The following is a 12,791-nucleotide window of genomic DNA, read 5'->3' on the forward strand; positions in this document are numbered from 1 at the left end:
TGGCTCCGGCGGTAGGGATCGAACCTACGACCAATTGATTAACAGTCAACTGCTCTACCGCTGAGCTACGCCGGAACTGAGGCGCGTATAGCAACCCCGATTCCAGACGTCCAGTGGTTAAGTAAGAGAACGATCAAAAATTTTTGCTGTTTTAGAGAAACCGTCGAAAAACAGATGCAACCGACAGTGGGCCAATGGGCGCCACTTTGGTTTTCCCAGTCAGATCAACGAGATGAGCGAAAACATTTCGCTCGGCCGCTGGCCACAATGCCGCTGGCGTATCCGTATAGATGCGCTCAGCCAGATGCCGAGCTGTCCCGTCTGCATCTTCCAACGCGCTAAGGATCTGGGCCTCGCGGGTCTGGCGATGCGCAATCAGCCAGTCCAAACGTTCGGCAGGGCTGGTGATCGGTGCACCATGGCCCGCGTGGAAAACCGACCAGTCGCGCGCGCGCAGCCGATGGCAGGCAGCCATGAAGTCGGTCAGATCACCATCCGGAGGGGACACCAACGAGCTGGCCCAACCCATGACATGATCCGCTGTGAAACAGATGTTCTGCCAGGCCAAGGCAATGTGATTGCCCAGATGGCCCGGAGTGTGAATGACTTCGAGCTGCCATCCGTCACCATTGATGAACTCACCGTCCGCCACTTCGACATCCGGGCGAAACGTGCTGTCGATGCCTTCGCCGCCGCCAGTCAGCCCCTGCGCGGCAAGATCGGTCATGACGGCGCTGCGTCCTGCCTCGGGCCCACCATAGGAATAAATCTCTGCCCCCGTGCGCGCCGCCAGCGGAGCCGCCAGAGGTGAATGGTCCACATGCGTATGTGTGACAATGATATGGCTGATCCTTTGACCCGGCGCCAAGGAATCCAGAATCGCGCCCAGATGTGCTTCGCTTGCTGGGCCTGGATCGATGACCGCGATGTCGCGATCACCCAGCAGGTATGTGTTGGTGCCACGATAAGTCATCGGAGAGGGATTCGGGGCCAGAATACGCCGCAAACCCGGGTGCAGTTCCTCGGGTTTTCCAACGGGTGGATTGAAATCATCTGGTGATGGCATTCTGTGCTCTTCCTCTTGTCCGGGCAGCCCGCTAGGTTTAGCGCATGTCTTCGCACTGGCTCAAACCTTATATGCCTCGCAGTCTTTACGCCCGGGCGGCGCTGATCCTGGTTTTGCCTGTGATCGTGCTGTTGCTGGTCGTGGGTATCGCTTTCCTTCAAAAGCATCTTGAGGATGTCACCGGCCAGATGACGCGCGCGGCATCCCGTGAGGTGACGTTGATCACGACAATGATCGAGGGCGCGGAAACACAACAACAGGCGCTGGCGTCGATTCGTCCCGATTTGCAGGCCCTTGAGATGAAGGCCAGATTTCTTGGCGTTAACGAAGAGCCTGCGATCGGCGCGCGGCGATGGTATGACTTCATCGCACCACAGGTCGAATCTGAACTACATCTCTGGCTGCCCGATCTCGTCGCCGTCGCTTTGCCCAGCAGCAAGGAGGCTCGGGTTTACCTGGATACGCATCTGGGCCTGCTGCAATTGACATTTGATCGGCGCAGATTGTCGCCTGCGGCTCCGCATCAATTGATTGTCACCATGGTGTTCTTTGCGGTCATCATGACGACGATCTCGTTTCTTTACATGCGAAACCAATTGCGTCCCATTACGCGCCTCGCCGATGCGGCGCAGGCATTCGGGCGGGGGCGAATCGTTCCGTATTCACCCGGCGGAGCAATCGAGGTACGCGCGGCGGGTAACGCGTTTCTGGATATGCGATCCCGGATCGAACGCCAGATGGAGCAGCGGACGTTGATGCTGTCTGGTGTCAGTCACGATCTGCGTACTCCGTTGACTCGTCTGAAGCTTGGACTGTCGATGTTGCCCGAAGATGAGGCCGCACCATTGCAAAAGGATGTGACTGAAATGCAGTCCTTGCTGGATGCGTTTCTGGAATTTTCGCGTGGGGCCGCCGAAGGATCGACGGAAGAGGTCCGACCGGATGAATTTCTCCGCCAGATCGTGGGTGACGCGAAACGGACTGGTCATCAGGCAGACCTGATTGCGGTCGAAGGGCAGGGTACAGTCATGCTGCGCCCCATGGCTGTGCGCCGGGCGGTCGAAAACCTGATAGGAAACGCCGTTCGCTATGGCAGCCGGGCCGAGGTCAGCCTGTTTCTGAACGCGAAATCGATGCGAATCCGCGTTGAGGATGACGGCCCCGGTATACCGGCGGACCAGCGTACTGAAGCGGTCAAGCCATTCACGCGTCTCGACCCGGCACGCAATCAGAATCAGGGCAGTGGCGTTGGCCTGGGTCTTGCGATTGTGGCCGATGTCGCACGCGCGCACGGCGGTACTTTGCGTCTGGGCAAAAGCGAACGTCTGGGCGGGCTGTGCGCGGATGTAATCATAGGCCGATAAATCCCATTATGTCTGTGTATTGAATTCAATTTTGCTAATTTGTCTGTCCATGGCATCCTGTTCCCATATTTTTTTCATTTTTGGGGGACGCATGAGATGGTTATCGCAGGATTCGTAAAACTGGCCGAAAAGGGGTTCGTTGGTTGCGCAACAATTGCGGCCTTGCTGCCACTTTGGCAGTGGTATGAAGAAACCGATGAAAGACGGGTCGAACGTCTGATCGGCTTTATCGGTTCAGGCGATACCTGTCTGAAATGGTTGCGGTCCGACCTTGTTGAGTCGCTGGCGTCCGAGTTGTGGTACGCGTCGCAGCAGGAAGTAGTTGATGGCGACGAGGATCTTGCGCCGCTGCCGGTTCAGGTGCGTGCCAATATGGCGATTTTTTGTGCTGAAATGCTGGACTATTTGCAGAATGATTTTGGCAAGTTCGATGAACCTGTTGCCTTCGACTATTACATGATGATCATGGATGCTTCGTTCTGGGTCGATCCTGCGGATTTTGAAACGTATTTGGCTGCGGTGCATCAAGATCCGGACCTGTCCGGCAGTCACGAGAATTACAGCTTTGGTGGGCGCGACGGCAATTCCTTTGAGTGGCAAGTGACACAAGAAAAGTTCGACGCGTATTTCGGAATCGAAGAGTCGAGTGAATGAGGCAACGCATTCGCGTGCAGGCGATAAAAGCTGATCCCGATGTTTCGGCGAAATGGTAGGCCCGGAGGGACTCGAACCCCCAACCAAAGCGTTATGAGCGCTCTGCTCTAACCAATTGAGCTACAGGCCCGCCTAGGCGCCTTGGGTATCACGGTGAACAGCCGCGTCAAGCCTGACCGTTGCAACAAACGCCACAATCGAATAACCCGCCCGCAAAGCTTTCTTGAGGGACCGAACATGACAGCGGGTAAAAACGGAATCACCTATGCCGATGCAGGTGTGGATATCGACGCGGGGAATGCCCTGGTCGATCGGATCAAGCCCGCCGCCAAGCGGACCAAACGACCCGGTGTGATGAGCGGCCTGGGCGGATTTGGCGCACTGTTCGATCTGAGGGCTGCCGGATACCAAGACCCTATCCTGGTAGGTGCGACGGATGGTGTGGGCACCAAGTTGCGGATCGCGATCGATACTGGTGTCGTGGACGGAGTCGGGGTCGATCTGGTGGCCATGTGCGTCAATGACCTGATCTGCCAGGGGGCCGAGCCGCTGTTCTTCCTCGACTATTTCGCAACCGGTAAGCTGGATACCGATACGGCGGCACGGATCATCGAAGGGATTGCCGACGGATGCGCGCAGTCCGGCTGTGCCTTGATCGGTGGTGAAACCGCGGAGATGCCGGGCATGTATCCAGATGGAGATTTTGATCTGGCCGGTTTTGCGGTTGGTGCGATGGAACGCGGCGCAGATCTGCCTGCGGGCGTTCAATCCGGGGACGTGTTGTTGGGTCTGGCCTCGAACGGGGTGCATTCCAACGGCTATTCGCTTGTGCGTAAGCTGGTCGAGCTGTCCGGTCTGGGCTGGGATTCGCCGTCGCCCTTTGGTGAGGGGATCCTGGGTGAGGCACTTCTGACGCCCACACGCCTTTACGTAAAACCGGCTTTGGCTGCGGTTCGTGCGGGTGATGTACACGCGCTGGCGCATATCACCGGCGGTGGATTGACCGAAAATCTTCCGCGTGTGCTGCCCGAAGGGTTAGGGGCCGAGATCGATCTGGACAGCTGGCGGTTGCCGCCCGTCTTTAACTGGATGGCAGAGACCGGTGGCATCGTAGAGGCGGAAATGCTCAAGACCTTCAATTGCGGCATCGGCCTGATTGTCGTGTGCGCTGCGGACAAGGCTGATGACCTGTCGTCCCTGTTGACGGAAGCTGGTGAAACCGTCGCTCGGATCGGTACCGTCACCGAAGCGCCCGGTGTTGCCTATTCAGGCAAACTGCTGTGAGTCACAAGCGCGTCGCGATCCTGATTTCCGGGGGCGGGTCGAACATGTTGTCGCTGGTCGACAGCATGACCGGAGATCATCCGGCGCGGCCTTGTTTGGTGCTCTCCAACGATGCGCAGGCTGGCGGGCTGAAAAAAGCTGCGGACCGTGGCATTCCGACCGCAGTGGTTGATCATTGCCCGTTCAGGGGGGATCGCACCGCGTTTGAATCCGAGCTTCTGAAGCCCCTGCAAGAGGCGCAGCCTGACATTGTCTGTCTGGCTGGCTTCATGCGGGTTTTGACAGCAGATTTCGTGTCCCGATTTCAAGGCCGGATGCTGAATATTCACCCTTCATTATTGCCCAAATACAAAGGGTTACACACTCATGCGCGCGCGATTGAGGCCGGGGATTCAGAGCACGGCTGCTCGGTGCATGAGGTGACGGCGGCGCTGGATGACGGTCCGATTCTGGGCCAGGCGCGGGTTCCAATTGAAACGAAAGATACACCAGAGTCGCTGGCTGCGCGGGTGTTGGTGTGGGAGCATAAACTGTACCCCGAAGTGTTGCGGCGCTTTGCAGAAGGCAACAGGTCGCCAGTCCTGTTGCCCTGAACACGTTCTGGGTGATTTACACCCGTATAAAAATCGGCCTATGGTCGTCGACAACGCTCGGGACGACGACAATAACGGGCAGTCACAAAAACAAGAGCGATACTAGTACGGCGCATGAAAACCCTGACGACGACGCAAGAGCTGGCCGATTTCTGCAAGGCCGCTGCAGACAATCCCTATATCACAGTTGATACCGAATTCCTGCGCGAGCGGACCTATTACTCCAAATTGTGCCTGGTGCAATTGGCGGTCCCGTCCGAGGATGAAGACAGCGCGGTTCTGGTTGATCCGCTTGCCGATGGCCTGTCGCTTGAACCGCTTTATGACCTGTTCCGGAACGAAGACGTGGTTAAGGTGTTCCATGCTGCCCGTCAGGATCTTGAGATATTCTGGGTCGAAGCCGGCGTCTTTCCCAAGCCGCTGTTTGACACACAGGTCGCAGCGATGGTGTGTGGCTTTGGCGAACAGGTTGGCTATGAAACTCTGGTCCGGAAAATCTGCAAGCAGGGCGTTGATAAGACTTCTCGGTTCACCGACTGGTCCCGTCGTCCTCTGACTGATGCTCAAAAAAACTATGCTCTGGCAGACGTGACGCATTTGCGCGGGATCTATGAATACCTGGCCGCAGAACTTGAAAAGACAGAGCGCAGCCATTGGGTTGCCGAAGAACTGCGGACGCTGACACAGCCCGCCACATATGACATCCGTCCCGAAGAGGCCTGGAAACGGGTAAAGACGCGTACGAACTCGGCCAAGTTTCTGGCTATCGTGCGCGAACTGGCGCAGTTTCGCGAAGCCTACGCACAGGAAAACAACGTGCCCCGGAACCGTGTGTTCAAGGACGATGCGTTGGTTGAGTTGGCTTCGACCAAACCCAAAACGCATTCGGATTTGGGCGGATCCCGCCTTTTGCTGCGCGAAGCCCGCAAAGGAGCGATTGCCGAAGGTATTCTGGCCGCAGTCCAGCGTGGTGTGAATTGCCCGGCCGACAAATTACCGAAGGTCGACAATTCGCGCGACAAGCTCAAGGTCAACCCGGCACTGTCAGACCTGTTGCGGGTTCTTCTTAAATCCAAAACCGAAAGCTCTGGTGTGGCGGCGAAATTGATCGCCACAAGCTCGGAACTGGATCAGATCGCGGCCGGTGAGCGCGATCTTCCGGCGATGTCCGGTTGGCGGTTCGAGGTCTTCGGCGAGGACGCGCTCAAGCTGTGTGAAGGAAAAATTGCCTTGGCGGCCAAAGGGCAGTCGGTCAAGGTGGTTACGCTTTAACGGCGCTTACCGGCGCCGTGATTCGAGGGCGTTCTGTTGCCCGACCACACGGACCAGACGAATACCTTCCAGTTCCTGTTTCGAGACATTGATGGCGTCTGATACCATCCGTGTACGCTCTGACCCTTGCGGTGTCTCATAGCTGGGGTAGGTCACGCGGAATACGAACTCCAGTGTTCCTTTTTTCTGGTTTTCGTCCGATTCAACAGGAACCAGACGCGCATCGTACGCCCCCTGTCGGACAGCCGTGCCGGACGCATATATGATCGCGCCGGTGGGTGTTGGGTCGATGCGCAACTCGTCAATCTGACCAATTGGAATGCTGGTGTCTTCGGCATCGGGGCGTGAAAACAGACCGGTACCTTCGCTTTGCTGAGGAACGAGTGCGTCGGCGGCATTCGGATCGCGTGGGGTATCGGCATCGACAGATCTGCTGGATCCAAACCAGTTCGACGGGTTTACCCGAGAATCACGCCAGCTGCTGCAGGCAGTCAGGGTCAGCGTGGCGATGATGAGAACGGACAGAGATTTTTGCATGGACCCACAGACTTTCACACGAGTTCAGGCAATGGGTTAGCGCAATTTCTTCGCGTTGAAAAGCCACCGCGGGGGCTGGACAGTAGCTGGTCGTCGGCTTACGTCACAATTATGAATGTAACCGAAGGACCACCGCATCATGGCCACGCCCGCCTTTGAAGAGATTGTCGAGGATTTCGAATTTCTCGAGGATTGGGAAGACCGGTATCGCCATGTCATCGAGCAGGGCAAGGCGATGGAGCCTCTGGACGACGCGTTCAAGGTTCCGGCGACAAAGGTGCATGGATGTGCCAGTCAGGTCTGGCTGCATCCGATGATTGAGTCCGGTGTCTTCAAGTTTGATGGCGACAGCGATGCACTGATCGTGCGCGGGCTGATCGCTGTTCTTCGGTCTTTGTACAACGGGTTGCCGGTAGCCGAAGTTCCCAAAGTCGATGCAGGGGCTGAACTGGCACGCCTTGGGCTGAACGACCACCTGTCCGCTCAGCGCTCAAACGGTCTGCGGTCGATGATCGAACGCATCCGACAGGTCGCACAGGAAAATGCCTGATTCATCTTGGGCGGTTTGCCCAGTCTGATAACGTGTTTTCCAGATCGCCGTAACCGGTGAACCGGCGTTCGAACTCCAGTCCCATTCGGTCTGCACATTCGCGGGCGCGTTGCGTCAGGTCCGGGCTGTCGATCTGGGCCTGATAGATCAGTTTGGTGTAATTCCCGAAATACATGTCACGCAGTTCCGGGTGGCGATCCAATCCAAGGGGCTTCCAGACAAAAGCGTCGAATTGCCGGGCCAGAAAATCTGTAAGATAGAAGGCCGTTGTTTCGTCTTCTCCACGGTCCTGAAAGGCCTGATTCCCTTCGAAGAAGGAATAGCAATGCGGTCCCTTCACCATTTCGACCCCCAGTTTCTCGCAGGCCGTTTGCAACAGACCTCCGGTCCCGCAATCGGCGTACACGACGTAGATTTTGTCAAAATTGCCCTGATGCTTGGCCACTGCGTCTTCCACGGCCTGCGTGATCCGTTCCGGGTGAACGTGCAGGATCGCCGGCAGGCAGGTCAGAGCCATGTGATCCCAGCCATTTCGCGTTTTGATGTCCAGTATTTCCCGCGCAAGAGCGCCGCAAGCGATCAATAGGATGCTGCCCTTGCCCACATCGTCATAGCCCTTTGTGGTCAGGCTTGCATCATCTGGCAGAGATTCGTTTGACATCAGTTGGCATCCTTCGGGGCTGTTTCCATAGGAGGATGATTGCGGCCATTGGGCAAGCCCCGATCCGACATCTCATGTCAGGCCGCCGACGCATGCGCCTCGAACGCCGCCAACAGGGGCCGGGCCAGCGGTCCGTACGCAGCAATGCCATTCAGCGACAGGTCCGGAAACAGCGACTGGATTTCTTGCCGTGCGGCAATGTCGAGACTGTTCCAGATTTGCGCGCCGGGGTGAAAGCTCTCGCTCAGGCACCCTTGTGCCCAGAGTAGCTCATGCTGGTCGAACAGCAAATGGATGTAAGTCACCATCCTTCCGGGTCGCAGAACGATGTCAGACCCATTCACGAGATGTTTGGCAGGTGCCAGTGCTTCGCAATGACCGGTATGTAGCTCAAGACGCCAATCCCTGATCAGCATGCGGTGCTGCTGCGACACCAGAAGATCGCGCGTGTTTCCAAAAGCACCAGCTTTGAAAAGAACAGGCGCATGCGGACCCGTTGCCTTGACGGATCGCCGTCCCATCCAGCGCAGGGTTTGCAGCCCATGATCATGGGTTTCGATCCTGTTGCCAAGGGACAGGGTTTCAATCGGCCGCTCGCCCAGATCAGTGCGGATCAGCGTACCGGGTGTAAAGCAGGGAACCAGGTCCCAATCCTCGCGACGGGCTGTCAGGCCTGAATACCGGTTTCCGGCAAGACTGTTGAATGTGATCGAGCGGACAGGGCCAGCCTCCAAAGCTGATTGGTCTAAATTGTCCGAGAATTCCGGCATCAGATAGGTGTTGCCATCCACATCCTGCGCCACGACTGCGGTAATCTTGGTTGTTGATCCATCAAAATAGGTGATCGTGGCGTTGTAAATCGAAGTGCCATCGAATGGCTGCGGCGGCCCGCCATCGATCGAAAACCGATCATTGGCTGACATGTTGTTCATGTTGTAGATCGAACCCGGATTGCCGACCGCGCTCCAGGTGGCGCTGTCGTGAGCCAGCGGTTCGTCCGATCCGCCAAAGGTTCGCCCCACGAGCGCCGAGGCGTTCTCGGCTATGGTGTTGCCTTCGGAACTGTCGGTATCGGCAAGATTGCCGAGCGAAATGACTGTGAACGTAGTTGGCACGAGACCCCCTTGGATTAGGATGCCTCGTTTTTTTGGACCCGATTTCGTTTAAAATCGGATTATCCTCATCGTCTGATGAAGAAACGCCCCTGAATCGAAAAGGCCGCCCTGGATCGGGCGGCCTTTCAATCAGGATCTTACGGGTCTTACCCAGCCAGTTGATTGTGCTTGCGGCCAACAAATTCCTTGGCGGTTTCCACTGCAACAGCAGCGTCGCGGCAATAGGCGTCTGCGCCGATGGCCTTGCCGAACTCTTCATTCAGCGGTGCGCCGCCGACCAAAACGATATAGTCGTCGCGAACGCCTTGCTCGACCAACGTGTCGATGACCACTTTCATGTAGGGCATGGTGGTGGTCAGCAGGGCGGACATACCCAGGATATCGGGTTGTTCATTTTCCAGCGCTTCCAGATAGTTTTCGACCGGGTTGTTGATTCCCAGATCGACAACTTCGAAGCCTGCGCCTTCCATCATCATCGACACAAGGTTTTTGCCGATGTCGTGGATGTCGCCCTTTACGGTGCCGATGACCATCTTGCCGACGCGCGGTGCGCCGGTTTCTGCCAACAACGGCTTGAGGATGAACATGCCGCCTTTCATGGCGTTCGCAGCCAGCAGAACCTCGGGCACGAACAGGATGCCGTCGCGGAAGTCATGGCCCACGATGGTCATGCCACCGACCAGAGCCTTGGTCAGAATGTCATAAGGCGTCCATCCCCGTTCCAGCAGGATATTGGTGGCTTCTTCGATCTCTTCCTTCAGGCCGTCATAGAGATCGTCGAACATCTGCTCGACCAGTTCGTCGTCATTCAGTTCGGACAGGACGATGTCTTCTTCGTCGGACATGGGGTATTCCCTGTGCTGGGCGGGCTATCGGCCCGTGGTGGCATTTTTTCCGTTTTGGCCAAAACGTCGCATCCTGACTGTGACGATTGCGACGTCGGTCGTTTCGGGACCGACCTATAAGACAAAAAATGGGGTGGCTCGATAGAAAAGTCTGCAAGATTATCCTGTATTCCCTTCATCTCGTTCTCTTTGGCTGGAGATTTGGGATTGCTTGCGCAAACCCTTTAGTGTGCCTATGTTCGAGATGAGAACAAATAGCGAACAAGTGAATGTTATGAGTGCAACGCAACCAATCAAGGCAAGAGGCGCAGCGTCGAACGAATCTGGTCGGTTCGAACGCTTCGCCACCGAGGCAATTGATGACGGATGGGATAACGCCGAGGCACTGCCATTTCTTCGAACCGAGACGCGTGAAGAGTTTGCTTGCAGCGCTATTACCTACAACAAATCCCCCGATTTGCCCTTCGATCGTTCGATCAACCCGTATCGAGGGTGTGAACATGGCTGCGTTTACTGCTTTGCGCGGCCAAGCCACGCCTATCTGGGCCTGTCTGCCGGTTTGGATTTTGAAACTCGTCTGATCGCGCGGCCCAACATGAGCAGTGTTCTGCGCAAGGAATTGTCCGCCAAGTCTTACAAAGTGGCACCGCTTGCAATTGGTACAAATACAGACCCGTATCAGCCGATTGAGAAAAAGCATATGATTACAAAAGCATGTCTTGAGGTGCTGCGTGAATTTAACCATCCGGTTGCAATCGTCACCAAGGGAGCTCTGATTGAGCGCGATCTTGAGTTGCTTGCCGACATGGCCGGTCGGGGGCTGGTGCGCGTTGGTATTTCACTGACCACTCTGGACGCTGACCTTTCCCGCCGCATGGAGCCTCGGGCGCCGTCACCGCCTCGTCGTTTGCGTGTGATCAGGGCACTGACCGAAGCCGGTGTTCCGGTGCGTGTGATGACATCACCCATTGTGCCTGGACTGACGGATCATGAACTGGAAAACCTGTTGGAAGCCGGAAAAGAAGCCGGTGCAGATGCCGCCAGCTGGATCATGTTGCGCTTGCCGCGTGAGGTTTCGCAGCTTTGGCAGGACTGGCTTGCCGGCCATGAGCCCTCAAGAGCGGAAAAGATCATGTCCAAACTGCGGGAAATGCATGGTGGGCGGGATTACGATCCGCGTTGGGGTCACAGAATGCGGGGCGAGGGTGAGTACGCGGGAATCATCGCTCAAAGGTTTTCGAAGTCCTGCAAGCGTCTGGGGTTGTCCGTAAAGTCGGCCCCGTTGCGCTGCGACCTGTTTGCGGTGCCACCGCAGCCCGGAGATCAGATGAGCCTGTTCTGAGGTCATGCGCCCCAATTTATTGTGCTGCCTTACGATTGAATACCGTTTTTCGAACTTCCATTGCTCTAACCCAAAAAAAAGGCCCCGGTTGTACCGGGGCCTTTGGAATAGATTGCTTACATGCGCCAATCAGCGATTTTCGATATCGACGTAATCGCGCAGTGTTTCGCCTAGATACAGTTGGCGCGGACGCCCGATCTTGTTCTGAGGATCTGCGATCATCTCTTTCCACTGGCTGACCCACCCAACGGTGCGCGACAGGGCAAAGATCGGCGTGAACATCGAAGTCGGGAAACCCATCGCTTCGAGGATGATGCCCGAGTAGAAATCGACATTCGGGAACAGCTTTTTCTCGGCGAAATACGGATCTTCCAGTGCTTCCTTCTCCAGCTCCTTGGCGACCTGAAGTTTCGGGTTGTTCTCAATGCCGAGAAGATCCAGAACCTCGTCTGCCGACTGCTTCATGACCTTGGCGCGTGGATCGAAGTTCTTGTAGACACGGTGGCCAAAGCCCATCAGGCGGAACGGATCATCTTTGTCCTTGGCCCGTGCGATATATTCGGGAATGCGATCAACAGTGCCGATCTCTTCCAGCATTTCCAGGCACGCTTGGTTGGCGCCACCGTGGGCAGGACCCCAAAGGCAGGCAACACCAGCGGCGATACAGGCAAACGGGTTCGCGCCCGACGACGAGGCCAGACGTACTGTAGATGTCGAAGCATTCTGCTCATGATCCGCGTGCAGGGTCAAAATCCGGTCCATGGCGCGGCTGAGGATCGGGTTGACCTCATATTCCTCGGCAGGGACGCTGAAGCACATGCGCAGAAAGTTAGACGCATAGTCCAGATCATTGCGCGGATATACGAAGGGCTGACCTGTATGGTACTTATATGCCCACGCAGCAATTGTCGGCATCTTGGCGATCAGACGATGCGATGCAATTTCACGCTGCCGCGGGTCGGCGACATCAGTTGAATCATGATAAAAGGCCGACATCGCGCCGACTACACCAACCATGATGGCCATCGGATGTGCGTCACGACGGAAACCACGATAGAAATACTGCATCTGTTCGTGCAGCATGGTGTGTCGGGTGATCGTGGTTTCGAACTTCTCCAGATCCCTCGCCGCCGGCAGCTCTCCGTACAACAGAAGATAGCAGACCTCGAGGAAGTGCGATTTCTCGGCCAGTTGGTCGATCGGATAACCGCGGTGCAGCAGCTCGCCTTTTTCGCCGTCGATATAGGTGATGGTGCTGTCGCAGCTTGCGGTCGAAGTGAAGCCGGGGTCGTAGGTAAAAACGCCAGCCTGGCTATATAGTTTTCGAATATCAATGACATCCGGACCAGCGGTCGGAGAATGAATAGGCAACTCATACTCTTTGCCGTGAACGGTCAGAGTGGCTGTTTTGTTGCTTTCAGTCATGGTTGTCCCTTCTTCATTCATGCGTACGCCAGAGAAACCTCCGGTGATACGGGCAACGACTGCGCGTGGACGCGCAGTCCGGG

Annotated in this window: 13 protein-coding genes and 2 tRNA genes; 7 read left to right on the forward strand and 8 right to left on the reverse strand. The window is 56.4% G+C overall.

Features of this window, described 5'->3' with window-relative positions; genetic code table 11:
- Together AC2FEB_RS18095 and AC2FEB_RS18100 are read right to left on the reverse strand one after the other, a co-directional pair.
- Positions 1–75, reverse strand: a tRNA-Asn gene (locus tag AC2FEB_RS18095).
- A gap of 76 nt (positions 76–151) precedes the next feature.
- A complete protein-coding gene (locus AC2FEB_RS18100) occupies positions 152–1,066 on the reverse strand; it encodes an MBL fold metallo-hydrolase (RefSeq protein ID WP_496676422.1) in 915 nt (304 codons plus the stop codon).
- 44 nt (positions 1,067–1,110) lie between these two features.
- Between AC2FEB_RS18100 and AC2FEB_RS18105 the strand changes: the two genes are divergently transcribed.
- Complete coding sequence (locus tag AC2FEB_RS18105) at positions 1,111–2,430, forward strand: ATP-binding protein (protein WP_496676420.1); 1,320 nt, start codon at positions 1,111–1,113, stop codon at positions 2,428–2,430.
- A gap of 96 nt (positions 2,431–2,526) precedes the next feature.
- Complete coding sequence (locus AC2FEB_RS18110; protein ID WP_496676418.1) at positions 2,527–3,084, forward strand: hypothetical protein; 558 nt, start codon at positions 2,527–2,529, stop codon at positions 3,082–3,084.
- A gap of 53 nt (positions 3,085–3,137) precedes the next feature.
- Here the strand turns inward: AC2FEB_RS18110 and AC2FEB_RS18115 are convergent.
- A tRNA-Ile gene (locus tag AC2FEB_RS18115) sits at positions 3,138–3,214 on the reverse strand.
- Between the two features lie 107 nt (positions 3,215–3,321).
- Between AC2FEB_RS18115 and purM the strand changes: the two genes are divergently transcribed.
- From purM to rnd, 3 genes are all read left to right on the forward strand, one after another.
- The gene (gene purM / locus AC2FEB_RS18120; protein WP_496676416.1) at positions 3,322–4,368 is read left to right on the forward strand and encodes a phosphoribosylformylglycinamidine cyclo-ligase; all 1,047 of its coding nucleotides are present in this window, start codon (positions 3,322–3,324) and stop codon (positions 4,366–4,368) included.
- A complete protein-coding gene (gene purN, locus AC2FEB_RS18125) occupies positions 4,365–4,961 on the forward strand; it encodes a phosphoribosylglycinamide formyltransferase (RefSeq protein ID WP_496676414.1) in 597 nt (198 codons plus the stop codon). The genes purM and purN overlap by 4 nt, the downstream gene beginning before the upstream one ends.
- 114 nt (positions 4,962–5,075) lie before the next feature.
- The gene (gene rnd, locus AC2FEB_RS18130; protein WP_117868836.1) at positions 5,076–6,233 is read left to right on the forward strand and encodes a ribonuclease D; all 1,158 of its coding nucleotides are present in this window, start codon (positions 5,076–5,078) and stop codon (positions 6,231–6,233) included.
- Between the two features lie 6 nt (positions 6,234–6,239).
- On the opposite strand, the gene AC2FEB_RS18135 is transcribed toward rnd, so the two are convergent.
- Complete coding sequence (locus AC2FEB_RS18135; protein ID WP_117868837.1) at positions 6,240–6,770, reverse strand: hypothetical protein; 531 nt, start codon at positions 6,768–6,770, stop codon at positions 6,240–6,242.
- 139 nt (positions 6,771–6,909) lie between these two features.
- On the opposite strand from AC2FEB_RS18135, the gene AC2FEB_RS18140 reads away from it, so the two are divergent.
- Entirely contained in the window at positions 6,910–7,320 is a 411-nt protein-coding gene (locus tag AC2FEB_RS18140; protein WP_117868838.1) for a SufE family protein, read from the forward strand.
- Between the two features lies 1 nt (position 7,321).
- Here AC2FEB_RS18140 and AC2FEB_RS18145 read toward each other — a convergent pair whose 3' ends face one another.
- From AC2FEB_RS18145 to AC2FEB_RS18155, 3 genes are all read right to left on the reverse strand, one after another.
- The gene (locus tag AC2FEB_RS18145) at positions 7,322–7,981 is read right to left on the reverse strand and encodes a DUF1638 domain-containing protein (RefSeq protein WP_299893660.1); all 660 of its coding nucleotides are present in this window, start codon (positions 7,979–7,981) and stop codon (positions 7,322–7,324) included.
- Between the two features lie 77 nt (positions 7,982–8,058).
- Positions 8,059–9,096, reverse strand: a complete 1,038-nt coding sequence (locus tag AC2FEB_RS18150; RefSeq protein WP_496676408.1) for a Hint domain-containing protein — start codon at positions 9,094–9,096, stop codon at positions 8,059–8,061.
- A gap of 146 nt (positions 9,097–9,242) precedes the next feature.
- Complete coding sequence (locus AC2FEB_RS18155) at positions 9,243–9,941, reverse strand: corrinoid protein (protein ID WP_117868841.1); 699 nt, start codon at positions 9,939–9,941, stop codon at positions 9,243–9,245.
- Between the two features lie 274 nt (positions 9,942–10,215).
- Here AC2FEB_RS18155 and AC2FEB_RS18160 point away from each other — a divergent pair, with 274 nt between their 5' ends.
- A complete protein-coding gene (locus AC2FEB_RS18160) occupies positions 10,216–11,283 on the forward strand; it encodes a PA0069 family radical SAM protein (RefSeq protein ID WP_496676405.1) in 1,068 nt (355 codons plus the stop codon).
- Positions 11,284–11,412: 129 nt separating this feature from the next.
- On the opposite strand, the gene gltA is transcribed toward AC2FEB_RS18160, so the two are convergent.
- Positions 11,413–12,708 (reverse strand): citrate synthase, encoded by a 1,296-nt coding sequence (gene gltA, locus AC2FEB_RS18165; protein ID WP_496676403.1) that lies wholly within the window; start codon positions 12,706–12,708, stop codon positions 11,413–11,415.
- Positions 12,709–12,791: the final 83 nt, after the last annotated feature.

The sequence above is a fragment of the Ruegeria sp. YTSC106 genome (genome assembly GCF_059609765.1).